The following is a 25,030-nucleotide window of genomic DNA, read 5'->3' as shown; positions in this document are numbered from 1 at the left end:
CCCTTACTCGAAGTTGCCGGTAACCAGGCACTCGCCATCCCGCAGCAACGGTTTACCTGCGGCAAACAGATGGGCCAGCGAGAGGTCATCATTGAGTACACAGATATCGGCACGTTCTCCGGCGCAGAGCACGCCCCCGGAAATCCCCAGCGAGCGCGCAACGTTTGCCGTCAGCATCGCGATGGCCTGTGGCACCGGAATCCCGACATCAATCAGGCGAGGAAGCAGGTTAAGATTGCCTGCGACCGGTGCCGCGCTTAAACCTTCAACGATACCCTGAGCGTTAAAGCGCGGAACGCTGCCATTGCCGTCAGAACTGATCGTGATGCGCTCCGCCGGAACCTGTGCTTCGAGTGCGTGGAGAATCGCTTGCTCCTGAGGCATAAAACGACTGCCACCGGACGTAACGTCGATATGGCCGCCGCGATGGGCGAAAGCAATCGCCTGTTCGAACAAGGGTTCAGTTCTCGCAACATGCGTCGGTGAAATATGGTGAATCGGAATACCCGCATCACACAGCTCAATAAGTTGCGACATCCCTTCCGGCAGATTCCCCAGGTGCACATGCAGCAAGCCCTTTTTCCCAGCCAGCAGGGAAGCGATGCGAATATCGCTCACTATCCTCAGCAACTCCTGGAAAGAGGGGTAAGAACCGCGGTGATCGGCGAGGGCGATTTTTACACCAAGAATTGCCGGAATGAAGGCCATATCATCGCGGATGGATCGCGTAATAGTTGGGCTGGGAACGGCGTAGGCTCCCGTGTGCATAAACGCGCGTAATCCCTCAAGGTTGAGAGACTGCATTTTAGCGTAGAGATCTTTGGGCGAACGGGAAATGGCATCGGTGCCTAACACGCCAACCACCGTGGTAATACCCGCCTGAATCAGATCGCGCAGCTTGACGGCGGGCGTCCGACTGGCAAATCCGGCTTCACCACCGCCACCGGTAAGATGAACATGCTGATCGATGATACCAGGGATAACCCATTTACCCCGACAATCGATGACCTCGTTGATGCCATCAAACAATGAAATATCTTTTTCTACCGCCACAATTCGGTCGGCATGAATGAGCAGGGAGCAGAGGCCTAAATCCTCAGGAGAAAAAACACGGGCATTGGTCAATAAAGTAAACATAGCGGTCCTGTCAAACGTCGAGGGTGAGAGTCGGCAGGTGAAACGAAATATTGTTGTTATGATGCCCACCATAAAGCCATTACTATAACTATGACTATTACCGATTTGTTATTGGAGGATGCGGTTATGGCATGGCGGAGAGCACAACGTGGATTGTAAGTGGCTGGAAGATTTTCTGGCCTTGAGCCAGCATGGAAACTACTCTCAGGCCGCGGCGCAGCGGCATATTACTCAACCTGCGTTGAGTCGGCGTATAAAGGCGCTGGAAGAGGTGCTGGGCGTGCCTTTGTTTGACCGGACAACGACCCCTGTCACGCTGACGCGCTATGGTGAACGCTTTGAACCTTATGCCCGGCACGTTCTCAGCACGTTAACAGAGGCACGCCATGAGCTGTCGGCGATGACGCCAGCAACGGATAACACGCTGGTGATGGTCAGCCTGCATACGCTGTCGGTGAATATCCTGCCGGATATGATCAACTACCTGCGACAGAGTGAGCCGCAGTTAAACTTTACGGTAAACGCCAGTATCCAGGGGATAGACAACCACTTCAATGCCCTGATGAACCGGCAAATTGATTTACTGGTAACCTACGATTTACCGTCTGCCCAGCCGGGGCTGGAGATCGCCGGAGGGTTAAAACGTTCACTATGGCGATATGAGCGATTTATACCGGTTATTTCCGCCCAGTTGGCTGATGCGCTTAATGATCCGCATGCTCCGATTCCGTGGCTATGCTATAGCGACTACACCTTTGTCAGACGTATTATTGAGTCGGCAGAACAACGCGTCCGCCCACGGCTAAAAAAAGTATTTGAGAGTGGTTTAAGCGAAACGATACGAGAAATGGTACTGCGCCATATGGGAATGGCCTGGTTACCTGAATCGATGGTGGCGGAAGAGTTGGTGAATCAGCAAATTATTCACTGCTGGCCAGAAAATACAGACCTGATTTGTGAAATCCCCGTTGTGGTATGGGCGAATCTTGAAGATCAACGTGCCGTTATGCAGAGATGCTGGGAGAAGTTGCTGCGTTTTTGATTGATATGGCGATTTTTTCCGCAGTTGATACAATGCTAACAAATTGCCCTTGCGAAGGTTATTCGCTTTGGTTAGTATTCACACCCGCTTCAGTGGGAAACAGTAAATATTCCCGCTTTAATGGTCGAAGCATTGTACGCGGCAACTCCGCAAGGAACAGGTTGATTATGCACGAAGCTCTTTTAGTAGTTTTCCTTATTGTGGCAATTGGCCTGGTAGGCTTGATCATGCTGCAGCAAGGCAAAGGCGCTGATATGGGAGCCTCTTTTGGCGCAGGCGCTTCTGGTACTCTGTTTGGTTCAAGTGGTTCTGGTAACTTCATGACCCGTATGACAGCTGTATTGGGAACCTTGTTCTTCATCATCAGTCTGGTGCTGGGTAACATGAACAGCAATAAGACCAATAAAGGAAGTGAGTGGGAAAATCTGAGCGCACCGGCGAAAACCGAGCAAACTCAGCCAGCTGCTCCGGCTCAGCCGACCAGCGATATCCCACGCTAAGTATTCTGTACCGAGGTGGTGGAATTGGTAGACACGCTACCTTGAGGTGGTAGTGCCCTAACGGGCTTGTGGGTTCGAGTCCCATCCTCGGTACCAAATTCCAAAAAAAAGACGCTGCAAAGCGTCTTTTTTTTCGTCTGTTATTTATGGCTATCCTGTAGGTCGGATAAGGCGTTAACGCCGCCATCCGACATTATTACAACGCCTGATGGCGCTACGCTTATCAGGCCTACAGACACCTAATATTTCGCGCATAAAAAAGGCCGCTTTCGCGGCCTTAAGATAGTGAATCTTTACTTCGCCTTATTTTCCAGATTCTCAACCTGCGGCAGGCCGGTTGCGGAAGAGGCTGTCAGTAGGCCAGACTGCGCATAGCCGAACAGCTTCTCGCGGGTATCGGTGATATCCAGATTACGCATGGTCAACTGACCGATACGGTCATCCGGAGAGAATACGGAGTCGCCTTTTTCCATCGTCAGACGTTCTGGTTTGTACGTCAGATTGTCAGACACGGTGTTGAGGATTGAGTAGTCATTACCACGACGCAGTTCCAGCGTGACTTCGCCGGTAATCTGGCTGGCAACCCAACGCTGCAGACCGTCACGCAGCATCAGCGCCTGAGAGTCGAACCAGCGGCCCTGATACAGCAGACGACCCAGCTGGCGACCGTGCGCGTGATACTGCTCGATGGTATCCTCGTTGTGAATACCGGTCAGCAGACGCTCGTAGGCGATATGCAGCAATGCCATCCCTGGGGCTTCGTAGATGCCACGGCTCTTCGCTTCAATGATACGGTTTTCAATCTGATCGCTCATACCCAGACCGTGACGGCCGCCGATACGGTTGGCTTCCAGCATCATCTCAACGTCGTCGCTGAAGGTTTTACCGTTAAGAGCAACCGGATGACCCTGTTCAAAACGCACGGTCACTTCTTCTGCCGGGATCTTCACGCTCTCATCCCAGAACTTCACGCCCATAATCGGGTTGACGATTTTGACGCTGGAATTCAGGAATTCCAGATCTTTTGCTTCGTGAGTCGCACCGAGCATATTGGAGTCTGTTGAGTACGCTTTCTCAACGGACATTTTGTAGTCGAAACCACAGGCAATCATAAATTCGGACATCTCATGGCGACCACCGAATTCATCGATAAAATCGGTATCCAGCCATGGTTTGTAAATCTGCAGTTCGGCGTTGGTCAGCAGACCGTAACGATAGAAACGTTCAATATCGTTACCTTTATAGGTGCTACCGTCGCCCCAGATGTTTACACCATCTTCTTTCATGGCGGCAACCAGCATGGTGCCGGTCACGGCGCGGCCCAACGGGGTGGTATTGAAATAGGTCAGTCCGCCAGTGGTGTTGTGGAAGGCACCGCACTGAATGGCAGCGATCCCTTCGGCAACCAGCTGCTTACGGCAATCTACCAGGCGAGCATTCTCAGCACCATATTCCATTGCACGGCGAGGAATGGCGTCATAGTCATCCTCATCCGGCTGGCCCAAATTCGCAGTATATGCATATGGGACAGCCCCTTTTTGTCGCATCCACAGCAGTGCTGCACTGGTGTCCAGGCCGCCGGAAAAAGCGATACCAATACGTTGACCTACCGGGAGATGCTTGAGAATCGTCGTCATAAAATAAAACCCTGCTTGATAGACTGGTGAAGAGGTCGGCTTATTATACTAATTGCATTTTTATGCAAAATAAATGAGTTTTCATTTAATCATCTTTTCTGGATGACAGGAAGAGTTTAGTGATAATTTCGTTAAATAACGGCGTGGGCGGCATATTTATCTTGCTGGGCTAGCGCTGGGCAGCATTCATTGATTTGCATAGTCGTAACAAGGTTGACATAACGCATAGTGAATCAATATACTGTGCGCAGATTTTACGTCCCGTCTCGGTACCAAATCCCAGCAGTATTTGCATTTTTTACCCAAAACGAGTAAAATTTGCCACGTTTCAGGCGCGGGGTGGAGCAGCCTGGTAGCTCGTCGGGCTCATAACCCGAAGGTCGTCGGTTCAAATCCGGCCCCCGCAACCACTTTCCCTTAGAGTTCTTTTTCAAATATACTGTGAAGACTTAGGCCTTCGTAGCTGGATTTGAAAAAAATTCTTTCGGAAGGTTCTCCGAACCGCAGGTGCGGTTATAGGGTTCAGTTATCTAAAGCCCCGATTTATCGGGGTTTTTTGTTATCTGACTACAGAATAACTGGGCTTTAGGCCCTTTTTTTATGTCTTGGGGGTGGGCTTGTCCACATTAGAGCAAAAATTAACAGAGATGATTACAGCGCCAGTTGAAGCCCTGGGCTACGAACTGGTCGGCATCGAATTTATTCGTGGTCGCACATCCACACTGCGCATCTATATTGATAGTGAAGATGGCATCAATGTTGATGATTGTGCTGATGTGAGCCATCAGGTAAGCGCCGTGATGGATGTCGAAGACCCAATCACCGTTGCCTATAACCTGGAAGTCTCCTCTCCGGGTCTCGACCGTCCTCTGTTCACAGCTGAACACTACGTGCGTTTCCTGGGTGAAGAAGTCACGCTGGTTCTTCGTATGGCGGTACAAAACCGTCGTAAATGGCAGGGCGTTATCAAAGCGGTGGACGGTGAGATGATCACGGTCACAGTCGAAGGCAAAGATGAAGTGTTCGCGCTGAGTAATATCCAGAAGGCGAACCTGGTTCCCCACTTTTAACAGTCTGGATTGAGGTGAAAAGCCCGCGATGAACAAAGAAATTTTGGCTGTTGTTGAAGCCGTATCCAACGAAAAAGCGCTGCCACGCGAGAAAATTTTTGAAGCGCTGGAAAGTGCGCTGGCTACAGCAACAAAGAAAAAATATGAGCAAGAGATCGACGTTCGCGTAGAAATCGATCGTAAAAGCGGTGATTTCGATACCTTCCGTCGTTGGGTAATCGTAGAAGAAGTTACTCAGCCGACCAAAGAAATTACGCTGGAAGCGGCACGCTTCGAAGACGAAAGTCTGAACGTGGGCGAATATGTTGAAGATCAGATTGAATCTGTCACCTTTGACCGTATCACCACCCAGACCGCGAAGCAGGTTATCGTACAGAAAGTACGTGAAGCTGAACGCGCAATGGTTGTTGATCAGTTCCGCGAACACGAAGGCGAAATCGTCACCGGTGTGGTGAAGAAAGTAAACCGCGACAACATTTCTCTGGATCTGGGCAGCAATGCTGAAGCTGTGATCCTGCGTGAAGACATGCTGCCGCGTGAAAACTTCCGCCCTGGTGACCGTATTCGTGGTGTTCTGTACTCAGTTCGCCCGGAAGCGCGCGGTGCACAGCTGTTCGTAACCCGTTCCAAGCCGGAAATGCTGATTGAGCTGTTCCGCATTGAAGTGCCGGAAATCGGCGAAGAAGTTATCGAAATTAAAGCGGCTGCTCGCGATCCGGGATCGCGCGCGAAAATCGCCGTTAAGACCAACGACAAGCGTATTGATCCGGTCGGCGCCTGTGTTGGTATGCGCGGTGCGCGCGTTCAGGCGGTTTCTACCGAACTGGGCGGCGAGCGTATCGATATCGTCCTGTGGGATGATAACCCGGCGCAGTTCGTGATTAACGCAATGGCACCAGCAGACGTCGCTTCTATCGTGGTGGATGAAGACAAACACACCATGGATATCGCGGTTGAAGCCGGTAACCTGGCTCAGGCGATTGGACGTAATGGTCAGAACGTCCGCCTGGCTTCACAACTGAGCGGTTGGGAACTCAACGTGATGACCGTTGATGACCTGCAAGCGAAGCATCAGGCTGAAGCACATGCAGCCATCGATACCTTCACCAAATATCTCGATATCGATGAAGATTTCGCGACCGTTCTGGTGGAAGAAGGTTTTGCGACGCTGGAAGAACTGGCCTACGTGCCAATGAAAGAACTGCTGGAAATTGACGGTCTGGATGAACAGACCGTTGAAGCGCTGCGCGAGCGTGCTAAAAACGCACTGACCACTCTGGCACTGGCCCAGGAAGAAAGCCTCGGTGATAACAAACCGGCTGACGATCTGCTGAATCTGGAAGGATTGGATCGTGAGATGGCCTTCAAACTGGCGGCCCGTGGTGTTTGTACGCTGGAAGATCTCGCTGAACAGGGCATTGATGATCTGGCTGATATCGAAGGGTTGACCGACGAAAAAGCCGGTGAGCTGATTATGGCTGCCCGTAATATTTGCTGGTTCGGCGACGAAGCGTAATAAACTGTAGCAGGAAGGAACAGTATGACAGATGTAACCGTAAAAACGCTGGCTGCAGAGATACAGACTTCCGTAGATCGCCTGGTACAGCAATTTGCTGATGCCGGTATCCCGAAGTCTGCTGACGACTCTGTGTCCGCACAAGAGAAACAAACCTTACTGGCGCATTTGAACCGTGAAAACGGCTCAGCGCCGGATAAGTTGACATTGCAGCGTAAAACGCGCAGTACTCTCAATATTCCAGGTACCGGTGGAAAAAGCAAATCGGTACAAATCGAAGTCCGCAAGACACGCACCTTTGTGAAACGCGATCCGCAAGAGGCTGAACGCCTTGCCGCGGAAGAGCAGGCGCAGCGTGAAGCGGAAGAGCAAGCCCGTCGTGAGGCAGAAGAAGCTGCCAAACGCGAGGCGCAACAAAAAGCCGAACGTGAGGCCGCAGAACAAGCTAAGCGTGAAGCCGCTGATAAAGCGAAACGTGAAGCTGCGGAAAAAGACAAAGTGAGCAATCAACAGACCGACGATATGACTAAAACCGCCCAGGCCGAAAAAGCCCGCCGTGAAAATGAAGCCGCAGAACTGAAGCGTAAAGCGGAAGAAGAAGCACGTCGCAAGCTTGAAGAAGAAGCGCGCCGCGTAGCGGAAGAAGCTCGCCGTATGGCGGAAGAAAACGAGAAAAATGGTGTGAATAACGCTGAACCTGTCGAAGACACCAGTGATTATCACGTCACCACCTCTCAGCATGCTCGCCAGGCTGAAGACGAGAACGATCGTGAAGTTGAAGGCGGTCGTGGTCGTACTCGCAGCACTAAAGCAGCGCGTCCGGCGAAGAAAGGTAACAAACACGCTGAATCTAAAGCTGACCGTGAAGAAGCACGTGCAGCGGTTCGCGGCGGTAAAGGCGGTAAGCAGCGTAAAGGTTCCGCTCTGCAGCAGGGCTTCCAGAAGCCAGCTCAGGCCGTTAACCGTGACGTTGTGATCGGCGAAACCATCACCGTTGGCGATCTGGCGAACAAGATGGCGGTCAAAGGCTCTCAGGTCATCAAAGCAATGATGAAACTGGGCGCAATGGCGACCATCAACCAGGTCATCGACCAGGAAACCGCACAGCTGGTTGCCGAAGAGATGGGCCACAAAGTTATCCTGCGTCGTGAAAACGAGCTGGAAGAAGCAGTAATGAGCGACCGTGACACCGGCGCTGCGGCTGAACCGCGCGCACCGGTAGTGACCATCATGGGTCACGTTGACCACGGTAAAACGTCTCTGCTGGACTACATTCGTTCAACGAAAGTGGCCTCTGGCGAAGCGGGCGGCATTACTCAGCACATCGGTGCGTACCACGTTGAAACTGACAACGGTATGATCACCTTCCTGGACACCCCGGGTCACGCCGCGTTTACCTCCATGCGTGCTCGTGGTGCTCAGGCAACGGATATCGTTGTTCTGGTTGTTGCAGCAGACGACGGCGTGATGCCGCAGACTATCGAAGCTATCCAGCACGCGAAAGCGGCAGGTGTGCCGGTAGTTGTTGCAGTCAACAAAATCGATAAACCGGAAGCGGATCCAGATCGCGTTAAAAACGAACTGTCCCAGTACGGCATCATGCCGGAAGAGTGGGGCGGCGAGAGCCAGTTCGTTCACGTTTCTGCGAAAGCGGGTACCGGTATCGACGAACTGCTGGATGCTATCCTGCTGCAAGCCGAAGTACTGGAACTGAAAGCTGTGCGTAAAGGTATGGCGAGCGGTGCGGTTATCGAATCCTTCCTGGATAAAGGTCGTGGCCCGGTTGCTACCGTCCTGGTTCGCGAAGGTACCCTGCACAAGGGCGATATCGTTCTGTGTGGTTTCGAATACGGCCGCGTTCGTGCGATGCGTAACGAACTGGGTCAGGAAGTACTGGAAGCAGGTCCGTCCATTCCGGTGGAAATCCTCGGTCTGTCCGGTGTTCCGGCTGCGGGTGACGAAGTTACTGTTGTTCGTGACGAGAAGAAAGCGCGTGAAGTTGCACTGTACCGTCAGGGCAAATTCCGTGAAGTTAAACTGGCTCGTCAGCAGAAATCTAAACTTGAGAACATGTTCGCCAACATGACCGAAGGCGAAGTTCACGAAGTGAACATCGTGCTGAAGGCTGACGTACAGGGTTCTGTAGAAGCGATTTCCGACTCTTTACTGAAACTGTCTACCGACGAAGTAAAAGTGAAGATCATCGGTTCTGGCGTAGGTGGTATCACCGAAACCGACGCGACCCTGGCTGCGGCATCCAACGCGATTCTGGTTGGCTTCAACGTACGTGCTGATGCCTCTGCACGTAAAGTTATCGAATCAGAAAGCCTGGATCTGCGTTACTACTCCGTCATCTATCATCTGATCGACGAAGTGAAAGCAGCGATGAGCGGCATGCTGTCTCCGGAACTGAAACAGCAGATCATTGGTCTGGCTGAAGTTCGTGATGTGTTCAAATCACCGAAATTCGGCGCTATCGCAGGCTGTATGGTTACCGAAGGCACGATTAAACGTCACAACCCAATCCGCGTACTGCGCGACAACGTGGTTATCTATGAAGGCGAGCTGGAATCCCTGCGCCGCTTCAAAGATGACGTCAACGAAGTCCGTAACGGTATGGAATGTGGTATCGGCGTTAAGAACTACAACGACGTTCGCGTTGGCGATATGATCGAAGTGTTCGAGATCATCGAGATCAAACGTACAATTGCTTAAGGTTGTTCGGGTGTAGGCCGGATAAGGCGTTTACGCCGACATCCGGCAATGTAATGCCTGATGGCGCTACGTTTATCAGGCCTACAGCCTAATCACCGAATTATTTTCAAAAGGGGCTGAATGCCCCTTTTTTGTCTGGAGAATTTATTATGGCGAAAGAATTTGGTCGCCCGCAGCGTGTCGCGCAGGAGATGCAGAAAGAAATCGCACTCATCCTGCAACGCGAAATCAAAGACCCGCGTGTTGGCATGATGACCACCGTATCGGGTGTTGAGATGTCCCGTGATCTGGCATATGCCAAAGTATTCGTGACTTTCCTCAACGATCAGGACGAAGCTGCCGTGAAAAACGGCATTAAGGCACTGCAGGAAGCCTCTGGTTTTATCCGCTCTCTGCTGGGTAAAGCAATGCGTCTGCGTATCGTGCCTGAGCTGACCTTCTTCTACGACAACTCGTTGGTTGAAGGGATGCGCATGTCCAACCTGGTGACCAGCGTGGTGAAACATGACGATGAGCGTCGTGTGAACCCAGCGGACGACAGCAAGGAGGACTGATGAGTCGTCCTCGTCGTCGTGGTCGCGATATTCATGGTGTCCTGCTGCTGGATAAGCCGCAGGGCATGTCCAGCAATGACGTGCTGCAAAAAGTAAAGCGCATCTACAATGCCAACCGCGCGGGACATACCGGCGCGTTGGATCCGCTGGCGACAGGCATGCTGCCTATCTGCCTTGGTGAAGCGACAAAGTTTTCACAGTATTTGCTGGATTCTGACAAACGCTATCGCGTGGTTGCCCGTCTGGGCCAGCGTACTGACACTTCCGATGCCGATGGGCAGATCGTGCAGGAGCGTCCGGTAACCTTCACCGCAGAACAACTGGCGAGCGCGCTGGAGACTTTCCGCGGCGATATCGAGCAGATTCCGTCGATGTATTCGGCGCTGAAGTATCAGGGTAAGAAGCTGTACGAATATGCGCGTCAGGGCATTGAAGTGCCGCGTGAAGCGCGCCCGATTACCGTCTATGAGCTGCTGTTTATCCGTCACGAGGGTAACGAACTGGAGCTGGAAGTTCACTGCTCCAAAGGCACCTATATTCGTACCATCGTTGACGATCTCGGTGAGAAGCTGGGCTGCGGCGCGCACGTAACGTATCTGCGTCGTTTGACGGTCAGCAAGTATCCGGTGGATCGTATGGTCACGCTGGAACACCTGCGTGAGCTGGTCGAACAGGCAGAACAGCAGAACATTCCGGCGGCTCAACTGCTTGATCCTTTGCTGATGCCAATGGACAGTCCGGCATCGGACTATCCTGTTGTTAATTTGCCTTTAACATCGTCGGTTTACTTTAAAAATGGTAATCCGGTACGGACGACAGGCGCCCCGCTGGAAGGGCTGGTACGCGTGACGGAAGGCGATGACGACAAGTTTATTGGCATGGGGGAGATGGACGATGAAGGTCGTGTCGCCCCCCGCCGCCTGGTGGTTGAGTATCCTGCATAGCGCTCTCTGTCTTGCGATAAAAGGGCGCTGCGAGTAGAATACTGCCGCTTAACGTCGCGTGAATTGTTTAACAATCCGCGTGGCGTATACACAAAATCATTCGAGCTGCATCAAAGCGGCAAGTCTGAGGATCCTCAGGAGCTTACTTAGGTAAGTGACTGAGGTGAGCGGACGCAGCCAACGCAGAGTCAGTTTGAAGGATAAAGTGTATACACTGGGATAGCTGAATTAGAGATCGGCATCCTTTCATTCTTAACACTTTGGAGTTTTAAAATGTCTCTAAGTACTGAAGCTACCGCTAAAATCGTTTCTGAGTTTGGTCGTGATGCAAATGACACCGGTTCTACCGATGTTCAGGTTGCTCTGTTGACTGCACAGATTAACCACCTGCAGGGCCACTTTGCAGAGCACAAAAAAGATCACCACAGCCGTCGTGGTCTGCTGCGCATGGTTTCTCAGCGTCGTAAACTGCTCGACTACCTGAAACGTAAAGATGTTGCACGTTACACCGCGCTGATCGAGCGTCTGGGCCTGCGTCGCTAATTCTTTCGAGTTTCAGAAAGAGGGGGCCTTCATGGCCCCTTTTTTCCAGCAGATGGCAGCAATTCGCTGGAAACTAATGTATTGTTGCTATGAATGATCTTCCGTTGCAGAGGTTCGCGCGGCTAATGAGAGGCTTTACTCATGCTTATGGGTTAGGGTTGTCATTAGTCGCGAGGATGCGCAGAAGATCGGGTATTAACGATGGCGCAAAAATGTGCCGTCAAAAAATAGAGAAAGGATATTATTTTGCTTAATCCGATCGTTCGTAAATTCCAGTACGGTCAGCATACCGTTACGCTGGAAACCGGCATGATGGCGCGTCAGGCGACTGCCGCTGTTATGGTTAGCATGGATGACACCGCGGTATTCGTTACCGTTGTTGGCCAGAAAAAAGCGAAACCAGGCCAGGACTTTTTCCCGCTGACCGTTAACTATCAGGAGCGTACCTACGCTGCTGGCCGTATCCCGGGTAGCTTCTTCCGTCGTGAAGGCCGTCCGAGCGAAGGCGAAACCCTGATCGCGCGTCTGATTGACCGCCCGGTTCGCCCGCTGTTCCCGGAAGGCTTCGTTAACGAAGTTCAAGTTATCGCGACGGTTGTTTCCGTTAACCCGCAGGTTAACCCGGACATCGTGGCAATGATTGGTGCATCTGCTGCGCTGACTCTGTCTGGTATCCCATTCAACGGCCCGATCGGTGCTGCACGTGTTGGTTACATCAATGACCAGTACGTACTGAACCCGACTCAGGACGAACTGAAAGAAAGCAAGCTGGACCTGGTTGTTGCAGGTACTGAAGCAGCCGTACTGATGGTTGAATCCGAAGCTGAACTGCTGAGCGAAGATCAGATGCTGGGCGCTGTTGTGTTCGGTCACGAACAGCAGCAGGTTGTGATTCAGGCGATCAACGAGCTGGCGAAAGAAGCTGGCAAACCGCGTTGGGACTGGCAGCCAGAAGCCGTCAACGAAGCGCTGAACGCACGCGTTGCCGCACTGGCAGAAGCTCGCCTGAGCGATGCTTACCGTATCACTGACAAACAAGAGCGTTATGCTCAGGTTGACGTGATCAAATCTGAAACCATCGCGACTCTGGTGGCTGAAGACGAAACCCTGGACGCTAACGAACTGGGTGAAATCCTGCACGCAATCGAGAAAAACGTTGTTCGCAGCCGCGTACTGGCAGGCGAGCCGCGCATCGATGGCCGTGAAAAAGACATGATCCGTGGCCTGGACGTGCGTACTGGCGTTCTGCCGCGTACCCACGGTTCCGCACTGTTCACCCGTGGCGAAACTCAGGCGCTGGTTACTGCGACCCTGGGCACCACGCGTGATGCGCAGAACCTCGACGAACTGATGGGCGAGCGTACTGACAACTTCCTGTTCCACTACAACTTCCCTCCGTACTGCGTAGGTGAAACCGGTATGGTCGGTTCTCCGAAGCGTCGTGAGATTGGTCACGGCCGTCTGGCGAAGCGTGGCGTACTGGCAGTAATGCCGGAACTGGATAAATTCCCGTACACCGTGCGTGTGGTTTCTGAAATCACCGAATCTAACGGTTCTTCTTCCATGGCTTCCGTATGTGGTGCTTCCCTGGCGCTGATGGACGCAGGCGTGCCGATCAAAGCAGCCGTTGCGGGTATCGCGATGGGTCTGGTGAAAGAAGGCGACAACTTTGTTGTTCTGTCTGACATCCTGGGCGACGAAGACCACCTGGGCGATATGGACTTCAAAGTGGCGGGTTCCCGCGACGGTATCTCTGCACTGCAGATGGATATCAAAATTGAAGGTATCACCAAAGAAATCATGCAGGTTGCGCTGAACCAGGCTAAAGGTGCGCGTCTGCACATCCTGGGTGTGATGGAACAAGCGATCAACGCTCCGCGTGGCGATATTTCTCAGTTCGCTCCGCGTATCCACACTATCAAGATCAGCCCGGACAAGATCAAAGACGTTATCGGTAAAGGCGGTTCTGTTATCCGTGCTCTGACCGAAGAAACCGGCACCACCATTGAAATCGAAGATGATGGTACCGTGAAGATTGCTGCGACCGACGGTGAGAAAGCGAAATATGCTATCCGTCGTATCGAAGAGATCACCGCAGAGATCGAAGTAGGCCGTATCTACAATGGTAAAGTGACCCGTATCGTTGACTTTGGCGCATTCGTTGCCATTGGTGGCGGTAAAGAAGGTCTGGTACACATCTCTCAGATCGCTGACAAGCGCGTTGAGAAAGTGACCGACTACCTGCAGATGGGCCAGGAAGTACCGGTCAAAGTTCTGGAAGTTGATCGCCAGGGCCGTGTACGTCTGAGCATTAAAGAAGCAACTGAGCAGTCTCAGCCTGCAGGCGAACCGGAAGCTCCGGCAAGCCAGGGCGAGTAAGGTTGCCATTGCCCTCCGTGAAAGCGGAGGGCCTTTAACCCGGCAGGATGCCTTGTTAGCAACCGGGGAACCTGGACGTTCATTCAATCGTTGTCTTCGGGAGTGGGAAATGAAGCCTTTTTTGCGCTGGTGTTTCGTTGCGACAGCACTCACGCTGGCTGGATGCAGTAATTCCGCCTGGCGAAAGAGTGAAGTCCTCGCAGTACCATTGCAACCGACTTTGCAGCAGGAAGTGATTCTGGCACGTATGGAACAAATTCTTGCCAGTCGGGCTTTAACCGATGACGAACGCGCACAGCTTTTATATGAGCGCGGAGTGTTGTATGATAGTCTCGGTCTGAGGGCATTGGCGCGAAATGATTTTTCACAAGCGCTGGCAATCCGACCAGATATGCCTGAAGTATTCAATTACTTAGGTATATATTTAACGCAGGCAGGCAATTTTGATGCTGCCTATGAAGCGTTTGATTCTGTACTTGAGCTTGATCCAACTTACAACTACGCGCACTTAAATCGCGGTATCGCATTGTATTACGGCGGTCGCGACAAGTTAGCGCAAGATGATCTGCTAGCGTTTTATCAAGACGATCCCAATGATCCTTTCCGTAGTCTGTGGCTTTATCTTGCCGAGCAGAAGCTCGATGAGAAGCAGGCTAAAGAAGCGTTGAAGCAACGCTTTGAGAAATCGGATAAAGAGCAATGGGGATGGAACATTGTCGAGTTCTACCTGGGCAACATTAGCGAAGCAACGCTGATGGAACGCCTGAAGGCGGACGCAACGGATAACACCTCGCTCGCTGAGCATCTCAGTGAAACCAACTTCTATTTAGGTAAGTACTACCTAAGTCTGGGGGATTTGGACAACGCTACGGCATTGTTCAAACTGGCGGTGGCTAACAACGTTCATAACTTTGTTGAGCACCGATACGCATTGTTGGAATTATCGCTCCTGGGCCAGGACCAAGATGACCTGGCAGAATCGGACCAGCAATAGCTGACGTACACATCAGCCCGTAATCTTTTTTGATTGCCATCACCTTCACGGGTGAGGGCGTTGTTGTTCGTTAATACACCTACTTTGAGCCGGTTCACACTTTTCAATGAAAATTGCAGATCAATTTCATGATGAGTTATGTAGACTGGCCGCCATTAATTTTGAGGCACACGTACTACATGGCTGAATTCGAAACCACTTTTGCAGATCTGGGCCTGAAGGCTCCTATCCTTGAAGCCCTTAACGATCTGGGTTACGAAAAACCATCTCCAATCCAGGCAGAGTGCATTCCGCATCTGCTGGGCGGCCGCGATGTTCTGGGTATGGCCCAGACAGGTAGCGGCAAAACCGCAGCGTTCTCTTTACCGCTGCTCAACAATCTTGATCCTGAGCTGAAGGCACCTCAGATTCTGGTGCTGGCACCGACCCGCGAACTGGCGGTTCAGGTAGCAGAAGCCATGACGGATTTCTCTAAACATATGCGCGGCGTGAACGTGGTTGCCCTGTACGGCGGCCAGCGTTATGACGTGCAATTACGTGCCCTGCGTCAGGGGCCACAGATCGTCGTCGGTACGCCGGGTCGTCTGCTGGATCACCTGAAGCGCGGTACTCTGGACCTCTCCAAACTGAGCGGTCTGGTACTGGACGAAGCTGACGAAATGCTGCGTATGGGCTTCATCGAAGACGTTGAAACCATCATGGCACAGATCCCGGAAGGTCATCAGACCGCTCTGTTCTCTGCAACCATGCCGGAAGCGATTCGTCGTATTACCCGCCGCTTTATGAAAGAGCCGCAGGAAGTACGTATTCAGTCCAGCGTAACTACCCGTCCTGACATCAGCCAGAGCTACTGGACTGTGTGGGGCATGCGTAAAAATGAAGCGCTGGTGCGTTTCCTGGAAGCGGAAGATTTTGATGCGGCGATTATCTTCGTACGTACCAAAAATGCGACCCTGGAAGTAGCAGAAGCGCTGGAGCGTAGCGGTTATAGCAGCGCTGCACTGAACGGCGACATGAACCAGTCCCTGCGTGAGCAGACTCTGGAGCGTCTGAAAGATGGCCGTCTGGATATTCTGATTGCAACCGACGTTGCGGCCCGCGGCCTGGACGTTGAGCGTATCAGCCTGGTTGTTAACTACGACATCCCGATGGATTCCGAGTCTTACGTTCACCGTATCGGCCGTACCGGTCGTGCGGGTCGTGCGGGTCGTGCGCTGCTGTTCGTTGAGAACCGCGAGCGTCGTCTGCTGCGTAACATCGAACGCACCATGAAGCTGACTATTCCTGAAGTAGAACTGCCGAACGCAGATCTGCTGGGCAAACGCCGTCTGGAAAAATTCGCTGCTAAAGTTCAGCAGCAGCTGGAAAGCAGCGATCTGGATCAGTACCGTGCTCTGCTGGCGAAAATGCAGCCGGAAGAAGAGCTGGATATCGAAACGCTGGCAGCTGCACTGCTGAAAATGGCTCAGGGCGAACGTCCTCTGATCCTGCCGCCAGATGCGCCGATGCGTCCGAAACGCGAATTCCGCGACCGTGATGACCGTGGTCCGCGCGACCGCAACGATCGTGGCCCTCGTGACCGTAATGACCGTGGTGGTGAAGACCGTCCGCGTCGTGAACGTCGTGATGTTGGTGACATGCAGCTGTACCGCATTGAAGTGGGCCGTGATGACGGTGTTGAAGTTCGTCATATCGTTGGTGCGATTGCTAACGAAGGTGATATCAGCAGCCGTTACATCGGTAACATCAAGCTGTTTGCTTCCCACTCCACCATCGAACTGCCGAAAGGTATGCCGGGCGACGTGCTGCAGCACTTTACCCGTACTCGCATCCTGAACAAGCCGATGAACATGCAGCTGGTTGGCGATGCGGTTCCGCACACCGGTGGTGAGCGTCGTGGCGGTGGTCGTTTCAGCGGTGAGCGTCGTGAAGGCGGTCGCGGTGAAGGTCGTAACTTTAGCGGTGAACGTCGTGAAGGCGGTCGTGGTGATGGTCGTCGTTTCAGCGGCGAACGTCGTGAAGGCAACCGTGGTCCGCGTCGTGACGATTCTTCTGCTCCGCGTCGTGATGACTCTGCTGGTCGTCGTCGTTTCGGCGGTGATGCATAAGCCTTTTAGCTTTATAGCTGTAAAGTAAAATATACGGCCCCGATCTCAACAATCGGGGCTTTTTTTATTTCAATTGTACTCGTGTACTGGTACAGTGCAGCACATTGAGATGTAGTCACAATATAAATGACTGGAGAGATGGCTAAATGGCAACACTAACCACCACCCAAACGTCACCTTCGCTGCTCGGCGGCGTGGTGATCATCGGCGGCACCATAATTGGCGCGGGGATGTTTTCTCTGCCAGTGGTCATGTCCGGGGCGTGGTTCTTCTGGTCAATGGCAGCGCTGATCTTCACCTGGTTCTGCATGCTGCACTCCGGGCTGATGATCCTTGAAGCTAACCTCAATTACCGCATTGGCTCCAGTTTCGACACCATCACGAAAGATCTGCTGGGCAAAGGCTGGAACGTGGTGAACGGCATCTCGATTGCTTTCGTTCTCTATATTCTGACCTACGCGTATATCTCGGCGAGCGGTTCGATCCTGCATCACACCTTCTCCGAGATGTCGTTGAACGTTCCGGCGCGTGCGGCAGGTCTTGGCTTTGCGCTGCTGGTGGCGTTTGTGGTGTGGTTAAGTACCAAAGCGGTGAGCCGCATGACGGCAATTGTGCTGGGCGCGAAGGTGATTACCTTTTTCCTGACCTTCGGCAGCTTATTGGGACACGTTCAGCCCACAACGTTGTTTAACATGGCGGAAAGCAATGCTTCGTATACGCCGTACCTGCTAATGACGCTGCCGTTCTGTCTGGCCTCATTCGGCTATCACGGCAACGTCCCGAGCCTGATGAAGTATTACGGCAAAGATCCGAAGACCATCGTTAAGTGTCTGGTGTACGGCACGCTGCTGGCGCTGGTGCTGTATACCGTGTGGTTGCTGGGGACGATGGGTAACATTCCGCGTCCGGAGTTTATCGGTATTGCGCAGCAGGGCGGTAACATTGATGTGCTGGTACAGGCGCTGAGCGGTGTACTAAACAGCCGCAGTCTGGATCTGCTGCTGGTGGTGTTCTCCAACTTTGCGGTGGCGAGTTCATTCCTCGGCGTTACGCTCGGTCTGTTTGACTATCTGGCGGATCTGTTTGGCTTTGATGACTCGGCAATGGGACGTTTCAAAACGGCATTGCTGACATTTGTCCCGCCAATTATCGGTGGCTTGCTATGGCCGAACGGTTTCCTGTACGCCATTGGCTATGCAGGACTCGCGGCAACCATCTGGGCCGCCATTGTTCCGGCGCTGCTGGCACGTAAATCCCGCGAGCGTTTCGGTAGCCCGAAATTCCGTGTCTGGGGCGGCAAGCCGATGATTGCGCTGATCCTGGTATTCGGTATCGGCAACGCGGTTATCCATATTCTGTCGAGCGTGAATCTGTTGCCTGTATACCAGTAAAACAATTGCCCGGTGGCGCTACGCTTACCGGGCCTACAGAGATTGAGTAGGCCGGATAAGGCGCAGCCGCCATCCGGCACAAATAGTACTACCCCAATAATTCCTGCTTCACATCCATCGCCAAATCAAACGAATGTAGACGTGCCTGATGATCAAAAATCTGGCCGTTAACCATAATCTCATCAGCCTGGGTTTCACGCAAAATGGCGTCGAGACCATGCCGCACTTTTGCCTTATCACCGACCAGCGACATGCTCAGCGCCTGTTGTACGCCGTACTGCTCAGAAGCGGACCACAGCTGATGCATATTCTCTACCGGCGGCGGTAGCTGGCCGGTTTCGCCACGACGCAGCTTCACAAAGGCCTGTTGCATGGAGGTGAAAAGAAACTCGGCGTCGCGATTGCTGTCGGCGGCAATAATGTTGATGCACACCATCGCATACGGTTTTGCCAGCCGCGCCGAGGGTTTGAATTGGGTGCGATACAAATGCAGCGCCTGATGCAGCATATCCGGGGCAAAGTGCGAGGCGAAGGCAAACGGCAGACCAAGCTGGGCCGCCAGTTGTGCGCTGTACAGGCTAGAGCCTAATAACCAGAGCGGGATCTGCTCGCCGTAGCCGGGAACCGGGCGTACATGGGGATTAGGATCGCGGGCGTCGAACCAGTCCACCAGTTCAGCTACATCGCGTGGGAAGTTATCGATATCACCGCTCATATGGCGGCGCAGTGCGCGCATTGTTGGTTGATCGCTGCCCGGTGCGCGACCAAGCCCGAGATCGATTCGTCCCGGATACAGCGTATTCAGGGTACCGAACTGCTCGGCGATCACCAGCGGCGAATGGTTAGGCAACATCACGCCGCCAGACCCGAGATGCAGCGTGGTGGTATTGGCGGCCAGATAACCAATCAGCACTGAGGTTGCTGCGCTGGCGATGCCGGTCATGTTGTGATGTTCCGCCAGCCAATAGCGGTGGTAACCGCGTTTTTCGGCCAGTTGAGCGAGATCAAGCGAGTGTGTGAAGGCCTCTTTTGCCGAAGATCCTTCAGGGATCGGCGCCAGATCCAGCACCGAGAACGGAATAGTTTTGTCAGTCATAACGGCTCACTTTGTTACCGGTTAATCTTTTAATACTGCATTAAAGATTAGCGAATGTTGTTAACAAAGTGAGCTTTATACGGCGGGCACCGAATATAACATGTCCGATGGCGCTGCGCTTATCGGGCCTACGGGATCGCTATTTGTAGGCCCGATAAGGCATTTATGCTGCATCCGGCTAGGCCTGCAGCTCCAGTCCAGCCAGTCGCTTCCAGTAGCCGTTACAGTCACTGTAGGCGGCAAGGGGTAATGGGGCACTGCCATTTTCATTGGCGCGGAAGGCGTCGAGCATGGCGAATGTTTCAGTGCCTGAAGGGGACAGACGCACAATATCAACCAGCCCCTGCATCGATGTCAGTTCGTTGCCGAGGTTGTAAACATAACCGCTCATGGTCTGGATCCCGTTGAGGACAAAGACCTGCTGATTCTCCTGCGACAGCACATCGCGCCCGTTCGGATATTTGATGCAACAGGTTTCACACTCATCTTTTGGACGGTCTTCAGAGCGCGCGGTAAAGCAGCGGGCAGAGTACGCCAGCGGCAGATGCCCGTAGCTCAGCACCTCAACTTCAAACTGATTGCGAATACCCAGCTCATCACACTGGTTGAGCAGGTTTGCCAGCCAGTCGCGGGAAAGCTCTACCGGCATACACCAGCGCACCATGCCTTGTTTGAGCAGAATACGCAGGGTAACCGCGTTGTAGCAGTTGAGCGCATGCCCGGCGACAAACGGCAGCTTACGCTCGGCGCACATGTTTACTACGCCGAGATCGCTGGCTTCCAGCAGGAAGTCACCGTTTTCGACATAGCGCTTCAGCTCTCCCAGTTCAGAAGAAGCCTGTACCAGCGCCAGTGTTGACAGCACAACCTGTTTACCGCTGCCAGCGAGCGATTTCGCCATATCGAGCCAGTCGCCCACTTTGGTGGCGCGGCGTTTACTGCATACCGCTTCACCAAGATAGATAACGTCGGCCTGGCTTACGGCAGCCTGCTGATAAAAATCTTCCAGCGTTTCTTTCGGCCAGTACCACAGCACCGGCCCTAAGGAATATTTCATTGCTTCTCTCACTGCCATTTACGGTGATACGCGCCAAGCGTGGTCTGTGTGCCTTCGGACATTGAACCGAGCGTTTCCATCCACGCGGCCTGCGGGACGTAGTTTTGCGGGTCGGCCATACAGCGGTCGATCGCCTGACGCCACACTTTCGCCACCTGGCTGACATAGGCCGGACTACGCTGACGACCTTCGATTTTCACCGAGGCAATATTGGCTGCCAGTAGTTCCGGCAGCAGCTCCAGCGTGTTCAGGCTGGTGGGTTCTTCCAGCGCATGGTAACGCTCGCCGTCAACCAGATAGCGGCCTTTGCATAGCGTCGGATAACCGGCGTTTTCCCCGTCCTGATAGCGGTCGATCAGCACTTCATTAAGACGGGATTCCAGCCCTTGTTGGGTCTGTTGCCAGCGGACAAAACGGGCAGGCGAGCAGGCACCAACCGTATTAGGAGACTCACCCGTCAGATAGGACGAAAGATAGCAACGGCCTTCCGCCATAATGCACAGGCTACCGAAGGCGAACACTTCCAGGGGAACTGGCGTGACGCGAGCGAGCTGTTTCACCTGATGAATAGATAGCACGCGCGGCAGCACCACGCGGGCGACGTCAAAGTTGCGATGATAGAAATTAATTGCCTCTTCATTGGTTGCAGATGCCTGAACAGAGACATGGCGCTCAATATGCGGGTAGCGCTCTGCGGCATACTCAAGCATGGCGAGGTCGGCAAGGATCAGCGCGTCTGCACCCAGTTGCGCTGCCATATCAACGGCACGTTGCCAGCGCGCGTAACCATCCGGGTGCGCAAAGGTGTTAATCGCAATGTGCAGCTTACGGCGGTGCTGATGGACAAAACTCACCGCTTCCTGCAATTTTTTCTCGGTAAAATTAAGGCCGGCGAAATGACGGGCGTTGGTATCATCTTTCAGCCCGATGTAGACAGCATCAGCGCCGTTCTCGATGGCCGCCTTAAGCGCCGGTAGGTTTCCGGCAGGGCAGAGCAGCTCCATAATTTATCCTGAACGTTGCGCCGTGATGGGCGCAGAAATGTTAACGAATGGGGATTTTAGTTAACCTTGCTGAGACAATTTTTGATTTGAGGCAGTTAAAGTCGTATTGGTGACACCAATAAAGAGGTAACAATTTCGCATCGAATTGTTGATTTATGCCGCTATGTCGTTTATTTGATATGGCAAAATAGCAGGACTATTGAAACAGGGAGTAAAGCTCGTGTTGGATAAACTGCGTTCACGCTTAGTACAATTTGGTCCTTCTCTGATGAGTGTACCAGTTAAACTGACGCCCTTTGCGCTGAAGCGCCAGGTTCTGGAGCAGGTCCTGAGCTGGCAGTTTAGTCAGGCGCTGGCCGATGGGGAGCTGGAGTTTCTCGAAGGTCGCTGGCTGAGCATTCATGTGCGTGACATTGACCTCAAATGGTATACCTCTGTTGAGAACGATAAACTTATCGTCAGCCAGAATGCAGATGCGGATGTGAGTTTTAGCGCCGATGCCAGCGATCTGCTGATGATCGTGGCCCGCAAGCAGGATCCGGATACGCTTTTCTTCCAGCGTCGTCTGGTGATTGAAGGTGATACAGAATTAGGGCTATACGTAAAAAATCTGATGGATGCCATCGAACTGGAGCAGATGCCTAAAGCGTTGCGCGTCATGCTGATGCAGTTGGCGGATTTTGTTGAGGCGGGGATGAAAACGTCGCCAGAAACCAAACAGACCTCGGTAGGTGAGCCATGCTGATTCGAGTTGAAATTCCCATTGATGCCCCTGGTATTGATGCGTTGCTGCGCCGTTCATTTGAGAGCGATGCGGAAGCGAAATTAGTGCACGACCTGCGTGAAGATGGTTTCTTAACGCTGGGTCTGGTTGCTACCGATGATGAAGGTCAGGTAGTAGGTTACGTCGCGTTCAGCCCAGTCGATGTTCAGGGTGAAGATCTGCAATGGGTCGGCATGGCGCCGCTCGCGGTGGATGAAAACTACCGGGGGCAGGGCCTGGCGCGTCAGCTGGTCTATGAAGGACTCGATTCGTTGAACGAGTTTGGCTACGCAGCGGTGGTTACGCTGGGGGATCCGGCCCTGTACAGCCGCTTTGGCTTTGAGCTGGCGGCCCATCATGACCTGCGTTGCCGCTGGCCGGGCACCGAAAGCGCGTTCCAGGTTCATCGCCTGGCGGACGATGCGCTGGATGGCGTGACGGGACTTGTGGAATACCACGACCACTTCAATCGCTTTTAAGCTTCCGGGGTTTGCAGGCTGCTTAATAGCGCCTCAAACCCTTCGCCTTCGACAAGGCGCTCTTTCTGCCGCTTGGTGAGCTGTTTAACGCGATACTCTATGCGCAGGGCCAGCGAACGGTCGCCGACCTGCGCCGCAAATGCCAACGTGAGTTCCCCCTTTCCGCGTAGCGCCTTCGCGCCTTTCCCATTTTGATGCTGCTTATAGCGGCGCTGCACATCGGTGGTTATTCCGGTGTATAAGGCGTTGTCTGCGGTACGGATCAGGTACAGATACCAGGGTGTCATTGTTACCATCGACGTGATAATTTTCAGGCCTACAGTATAAAAGAGAATAGAAATGGAAACACTGACTGCGGTGTCTCGCTGGCTGGCAAAACAGCACGTCGTGACCTGGTGCGTACACCATGAAGGTGAATTATGGTGCGCCAATGCGTTTTACCTGTTTGATGCGCAGAAGATGGTGTTCTATGTGCTGACCGAAGAGAAAACGCGGCATGCACAGATGTCCGGACCACGCGCGCCGATTGCCGGTACAGTAAACGGTCAGCCTAAAACCGTCGCCCTGATTCGTGGCGTACAGTTCAAAGGGGAAATCCGGCGTCTTGAAGGGCAGGAGAGCGAAGACGCGCGTAAAGCCTACAACCGCCGTTTCCCCGTCGCCAGAATGCTGCCAGCGCCCGTATGGGAGATTCGACTGGATGAAGTCAAATTCACGGACAACACGCTGGGCTTTGGTAAAAAGATGCATTGGTTGCGTGATCTATAGTTAGAACAGTGATTGAAGACTTGGGGAAGATAAGCGATGAGTCAGGTGTTAATAACGGGAGCCACGGGGCTGGTGGGCGGACATTTGCTGCGTATGCTGCTCAATGAACCCCGGGTCAATGCCATTACGGCACCAACGCGTCGACCGCTGGCAGATACGGTTGGTATCTATAACCCCCATGATCCGCAGCTAACCGATGCTTTGGCACAGGTCACCGATCCGGTCGATATTGTCTTTTGTTGTTTGGGGACTACCCGGCGTGAAGCGGGCAGCAAAGAGGCGTTTATCCATGCTGACTACACGCTGGTGGTAGATACGGCCCTGACGGGACGTAGGTTAGGCGCCCAGCATATGCTGGTGGTGAGTTCGATGGGCGCCAATGCGAATTCACCGTTTTTTTATAATCGGGTGAAAGGTGAAATGGAGCAGGCGCTGATCGCGCAGAATTGGCCACGGCTGACGATTGTCCGGCCTTCAATGCTACTGGGTGATAGGGACAAACAGCGGACGAATGAGATGTTTTTAGCGCCGTTGTTCAGGTTGCTGCCGGGTAACTGGAAGTCGATTGAAGCGCGCGATGTTGCGCGGGCAATGCTGGCAGAAGCGCTGGCACCTGGGCATGACGGGGTTTCGATCCTCACCTCTTCCGAGCTACGCGAAAGGGCTAAATAAAAAATGCCGAATGGCGCTGACGCTTATCCGGCCTACAAACGATTACGTTCTGTAGGCCGGATAAGATGCCATCTACAGGCGTGTTACTTAATAAACGTAAAGGCTGTCGTGACGCGTTTCACGCCGCTTACCCGGCTGGCGATATCCGCCGCCGCCTTCGCTTCACGCTCGGTCACCAGACCTAACAGGAACACTTCCCCGTTCTCAGTCGTAACTTTCACGTTAGAGGATTTCACCTGATCGCTGGTCAGTAACTGGGAACGTACTTTGGTGGTTATCCAGGTATCGTTGGACGCATCGCCCAGACCGATTGGCTGGCCCTGACGGATCTCATTAAAGACCTCAGTCGTACCTTCTACGCCCATCGCAATCTGTTTTGCTCGCGCAGACAGTTCGCTATTCGGCGACTGGCCGACCAGCAGCACTTTACCCTGATATGCGCTCACGTTGATTCGCGCTTCTTTCTTGATCTGGGCATCTTTCGACAACGCCGTATTGACGCGTAATTCCAGGGTACTGTCATCAACCTGGGTGCCGACACTACGAGGATCCGTCGCGGCTTTAGTCCCGACAGCTGCAGTTCCAACAACGGCGGCAGCGACACAGCCTTGCAGCAGCAGTGCAGCGATAATCACAGCAAGCGGCGAAAATGCCTTCATGT

Annotated in this window: 24 protein-coding genes and 2 tRNA genes; 19 read left to right on the top strand and 7 right to left on the bottom strand. The window is 53.1% G+C overall.

Going from position 1 to position 25,030, the window contains the following annotated elements; genetic code table 11:
* Positions 1-3: 3 nt before the first annotated feature.
* Positions 4-1,137, bottom strand: coding sequence for a beta-aspartyl-peptidase (iadA, locus tag SK38_RS19460; protein WP_048236845.1), 1,134 nt, complete (start codon positions 1,135-1,137; stop codon positions 4-6).
* 148 nt (positions 1,138-1,285) lie between these two features.
* Between iadA and SK38_RS19455 the strand changes: the two genes are divergently transcribed.
* The 3 genes from SK38_RS19455 to SK38_RS19445 all read left to right on the top strand — a co-directional run bounded on the left by SK38_RS19455 (position 1,286) and on the right by SK38_RS19445 (position 2,775).
* Complete coding sequence (locus SK38_RS19455) at positions 1,286-2,179, top strand: LysR family transcriptional regulator (protein WP_008785916.1); 894 nt, start codon at positions 1,286-1,288, stop codon at positions 2,177-2,179.
* 167 nt (positions 2,180-2,346) lie between these two features.
* Complete coding sequence (gene secG, locus SK38_RS19450; RefSeq protein WP_003025000.1) at positions 2,347-2,679, top strand: preprotein translocase subunit SecG; 333 nt, start codon at positions 2,347-2,349, stop codon at positions 2,677-2,679.
* A gap of 9 nt (positions 2,680-2,688) precedes the next feature.
* A tRNA-Leu gene (locus tag SK38_RS19445) sits at positions 2,689-2,775 on the top strand.
* Positions 2,776-2,972: 197 nt separating this feature from the next.
* On the opposite strand, the gene argG is transcribed toward SK38_RS19445, so the two are convergent.
* A complete protein-coding gene (gene argG / locus SK38_RS19440; protein ID WP_048236843.1) occupies positions 2,973-4,316 on the bottom strand; it encodes an argininosuccinate synthase in 1,344 nt (447 codons plus the stop codon).
* A 333-nt stretch (positions 4,317-4,649) separates the two neighbouring features.
* Here argG and SK38_RS19435 point away from each other — a divergent pair.
* From SK38_RS19435 to mtr, 12 genes are all read left to right on the top strand, one after another.
* Positions 4,650-4,726: transfer RNA gene (locus SK38_RS19435), tRNA-Met, on the top strand.
* Positions 4,727-4,933: 207 nt separating this feature from the next.
* Positions 4,934-5,386 (top strand): ribosome maturation factor RimP, encoded by a 453-nt coding sequence (rimP, locus tag SK38_RS19430; protein ID WP_003024996.1) that lies wholly within the window; start codon positions 4,934-4,936, stop codon positions 5,384-5,386.
* Between the two features lie 28 nt (positions 5,387-5,414).
* Positions 5,415-6,902 carry a transcription termination factor NusA gene (nusA, locus tag SK38_RS19425; RefSeq protein ID WP_003024992.1) on the top strand — a complete coding sequence of 496 codons (1,488 nt, stop codon included), beginning with the start codon at positions 5,415-5,417 and terminating at the stop codon, positions 6,900-6,902.
* A 24-nt stretch (positions 6,903-6,926) separates the two neighbouring features.
* Complete coding sequence (infB, locus tag SK38_RS19420) at positions 6,927-9,617, top strand: translation initiation factor IF-2 (protein ID WP_040234125.1); 2,691 nt, start codon at positions 6,927-6,929, stop codon at positions 9,615-9,617.
* Between the two features lie 149 nt (positions 9,618-9,766).
* The gene (gene rbfA / locus SK38_RS19415; protein WP_003024988.1) at positions 9,767-10,171 is read left to right on the top strand and encodes a 30S ribosome-binding factor RbfA; all 405 of its coding nucleotides are present in this window, start codon (positions 9,767-9,769) and stop codon (positions 10,169-10,171) included.
* The gene (gene truB / locus SK38_RS19410) at positions 10,171-11,115 is read left to right on the top strand and encodes a tRNA pseudouridine(55) synthase TruB (RefSeq protein WP_048225707.1); all 945 of its coding nucleotides are present in this window, start codon (positions 10,171-10,173) and stop codon (positions 11,113-11,115) included. Before rbfA ends, truB begins: the two co-directional genes overlap by 1 nt.
* Positions 11,116-11,388: 273 nt before the next feature.
* A complete protein-coding gene (rpsO, locus tag SK38_RS19405) occupies positions 11,389-11,658 on the top strand; it encodes a 30S ribosomal protein S15 (protein WP_000059465.1) in 270 nt (89 codons plus the stop codon).
* Positions 11,659-11,904: 246 nt separating this feature from the next.
* A complete protein-coding gene (pnp, locus tag SK38_RS19400) occupies positions 11,905-14,037 on the top strand; it encodes a polyribonucleotide nucleotidyltransferase (RefSeq protein WP_008785911.1) in 2,133 nt (710 codons plus the stop codon).
* A gap of 109 nt (positions 14,038-14,146) precedes the next feature.
* Positions 14,147-15,031 carry a lipoprotein NlpI gene (gene nlpI / locus SK38_RS19395; RefSeq protein WP_003024982.1) on the top strand — a complete coding sequence of 295 codons (885 nt, stop codon included), beginning with the start codon at positions 14,147-14,149 and terminating at the stop codon, positions 15,029-15,031.
* Positions 15,032-15,137: 106 nt separating this feature from the next.
* On the top strand, positions 15,138-15,218 hold the full coding sequence (yrbN, locus tag SK38_RS25050) for a protein YrbN (protein ID WP_010723222.1): 81 nt from the start codon (positions 15,138-15,140) through the stop codon (positions 15,216-15,218).
* Positions 15,211-17,139 carry a DEAD/DEAH family ATP-dependent RNA helicase gene (locus SK38_RS19390; protein ID WP_003828643.1) on the top strand — a complete coding sequence of 643 codons (1,929 nt, stop codon included), beginning with the start codon at positions 15,211-15,213 and terminating at the stop codon, positions 17,137-17,139. The genes yrbN and SK38_RS19390 overlap by 8 nt, the downstream gene beginning before the upstream one ends.
* 146 nt (positions 17,140-17,285) lie before the next feature.
* Positions 17,286-18,530: a tryptophan permease gene (gene mtr, locus SK38_RS19385; protein ID WP_048236842.1), complete on the top strand. Its 1,245-nt coding sequence runs from the start codon at positions 17,286-17,288 to the stop codon at positions 18,528-18,530.
* Positions 18,531-18,618: 88 nt separating this feature from the next.
* On the opposite strand, the gene SK38_RS19380 is transcribed toward mtr, so the two are convergent.
* The 3 genes from SK38_RS19380 to ubiU form a co-directional block, all read right to left on the bottom strand.
* Entirely contained in the window at positions 18,619-19,626 is a 1,008-nt protein-coding gene (locus SK38_RS19380) for a luciferase-like monooxygenase (protein ID WP_048236841.1), read from the bottom strand.
* A gap of 178 nt (positions 19,627-19,804) precedes the next feature.
* A complete protein-coding gene (locus SK38_RS19375; protein ID WP_442854886.1) occupies positions 19,805-20,683 on the bottom strand; it encodes a U32 family peptidase in 879 nt (292 codons plus the stop codon).
* An 8-nt stretch (positions 20,684-20,691) separates the two neighbouring features.
* Positions 20,692-21,687 carry a ubiquinone anaerobic biosynthesis protein UbiU gene (ubiU, locus tag SK38_RS19370; RefSeq protein WP_003024971.1) on the bottom strand — a complete coding sequence of 332 codons (996 nt, stop codon included), beginning with the start codon at positions 21,685-21,687 and terminating at the stop codon, positions 20,692-20,694.
* A 220-nt stretch (positions 21,688-21,907) separates the two neighbouring features.
* Here ubiU and ubiT point away from each other — a divergent pair, with 220 nt between their 5' ends.
* The gene (ubiT, locus tag SK38_RS19365; RefSeq protein WP_003828637.1) at positions 21,908-22,432 is read left to right on the top strand and encodes a ubiquinone anaerobic biosynthesis accessory factor UbiT; all 525 of its coding nucleotides are present in this window, start codon (positions 21,908-21,910) and stop codon (positions 22,430-22,432) included.
* A complete protein-coding gene (locus SK38_RS19360; protein WP_008785907.1) occupies positions 22,426-22,929 on the top strand; it encodes a GNAT family N-acetyltransferase in 504 nt (167 codons plus the stop codon). Before ubiT ends, SK38_RS19360 begins: the two co-directional genes overlap by 7 nt.
* On the opposite strand, the gene SK38_RS19355 is transcribed toward SK38_RS19360, so the two are convergent.
* Entirely contained in the window at positions 22,926-23,216 is a 291-nt protein-coding gene (locus SK38_RS19355; RefSeq protein WP_048236838.1) for a GIY-YIG nuclease family protein, read from the bottom strand. The two genes, SK38_RS19360 and SK38_RS19355, sit on opposite strands and share 4 nt — an antisense overlap.
* A 52-nt stretch (positions 23,217-23,268) precedes the next feature.
* Between SK38_RS19355 and SK38_RS19350 the strand changes: the two genes are divergently transcribed.
* Together SK38_RS19350 and SK38_RS19345 are read left to right on the top strand one after the other, a co-directional pair.
* The gene (locus tag SK38_RS19350) at positions 23,269-23,697 is read left to right on the top strand and encodes a YhbP family protein (protein ID WP_003828634.1); all 429 of its coding nucleotides are present in this window, start codon (positions 23,269-23,271) and stop codon (positions 23,695-23,697) included.
* A gap of 36 nt (positions 23,698-23,733) precedes the next feature.
* Positions 23,734-24,369, top strand: coding sequence for an NAD(P)H-binding protein (locus SK38_RS19345; RefSeq protein ID WP_048236835.1), 636 nt, complete (start codon positions 23,734-23,736; stop codon positions 24,367-24,369).
* An 83-nt stretch (positions 24,370-24,452) separates the two neighbouring features.
* Here the strand turns inward: SK38_RS19345 and dolP are convergent, their stop codons facing one another.
* Positions 24,453-25,028, bottom strand: a complete 576-nt coding sequence (gene dolP / locus SK38_RS19340; RefSeq protein ID WP_008785904.1) for a division/outer membrane stress-associated lipid-binding lipoprotein — start codon at positions 25,026-25,028, stop codon at positions 24,453-24,455.
* Positions 25,029-25,030 lie beyond the last annotated feature (2 nt).

The organism is Citrobacter sp. MGH110, assembly GCF_001037515.1.
Lineage (GTDB): Bacteria > Pseudomonadota > Gammaproteobacteria > Enterobacterales > Enterobacteriaceae > Citrobacter > Citrobacter portucalensis.
Note: the sequence above shows the minus strand (reverse complement) of the source record. Positions and strands in the feature narration are given on the sequence as shown.

Coding starts and splice junctions, on each gene's coding strand:
- iadA (WP_048236845.1), bottom strand. CDS start 1,137: ATGTTTACTTTATTGACCAATGCCCGTGTTTTTTCTCCTGAGGATTTA.
- secG (WP_003025000.1), top strand. CDS start 2,347: ATGCACGAAGCTCTTTTAGTAGTTTTCCTTATTGTGGCAATTGGCCTG.
- argG (WP_048236843.1), bottom strand. CDS start 4,316: ATGACGACGATTCTCAAGCATCTCCCGGTAGGTCAACGTATTGGTATC.
- nusA (WP_003024992.1), top strand. CDS start 5,415: ATGAACAAAGAAATTTTGGCTGTTGTTGAAGCCGTATCCAACGAAAAA.
- infB (WP_040234125.1), top strand. CDS start 6,927: ATGACAGATGTAACCGTAAAAACGCTGGCTGCAGAGATACAGACTTCC.
- rbfA (WP_003024988.1), top strand. CDS start 9,767: ATGGCGAAAGAATTTGGTCGCCCGCAGCGTGTCGCGCAGGAGATGCAG.
- truB (WP_048225707.1), top strand. CDS start 10,171: ATGAGTCGTCCTCGTCGTCGTGGTCGCGATATTCATGGTGTCCTGCTG.
- rpsO (WP_000059465.1), top strand. CDS start 11,389: ATGTCTCTAAGTACTGAAGCTACCGCTAAAATCGTTTCTGAGTTTGGT.
- nlpI (WP_003024982.1), top strand. CDS start 14,147: ATGAAGCCTTTTTTGCGCTGGTGTTTCGTTGCGACAGCACTCACGCTG.
- yrbN (WP_010723222.1), top strand. CDS start 15,138: ATGAAAATTGCAGATCAATTTCATGATGAGTTATGTAGACTGGCCGCC.
- SK38_RS19390 (WP_003828643.1), top strand. CDS start 15,211: ATGGCTGAATTCGAAACCACTTTTGCAGATCTGGGCCTGAAGGCTCCT.
- mtr (WP_048236842.1), top strand. CDS start 17,286: ATGGCAACACTAACCACCACCCAAACGTCACCTTCGCTGCTCGGCGGC.
- SK38_RS19380 (WP_048236841.1), bottom strand. CDS start 19,626: ATGACTGACAAAACTATTCCGTTCTCGGTGCTGGATCTGGCGCCGATC.
- SK38_RS19375 (WP_442854886.1), bottom strand. CDS start 20,683: ATGAAATATTCCTTAGGGCCGGTGCTGTGGTACTGGCCGAAAGAAACG.
- ubiU (WP_003024971.1), bottom strand. CDS start 21,687: ATGGAGCTGCTCTGCCCTGCCGGAAACCTACCGGCGCTTAAGGCGGCC.
- SK38_RS19360 (WP_008785907.1), top strand. CDS start 22,426: ATGCTGATTCGAGTTGAAATTCCCATTGATGCCCCTGGTATTGATGCG.
- SK38_RS19355 (WP_048236838.1), bottom strand. CDS start 23,216: ATGACACCCTGGTATCTGTACCTGATCCGTACCGCAGACAACGCCTTA.
- SK38_RS19350 (WP_003828634.1), top strand. CDS start 23,269: ATGGAAACACTGACTGCGGTGTCTCGCTGGCTGGCAAAACAGCACGTC.
- SK38_RS19345 (WP_048236835.1), top strand. CDS start 23,734: ATGAGTCAGGTGTTAATAACGGGAGCCACGGGGCTGGTGGGCGGACAT.
- dolP (WP_008785904.1), bottom strand. CDS start 25,028: ATGAAGGCATTTTCGCCGCTTGCTGTGATTATCGCTGCACTGCTGCTG.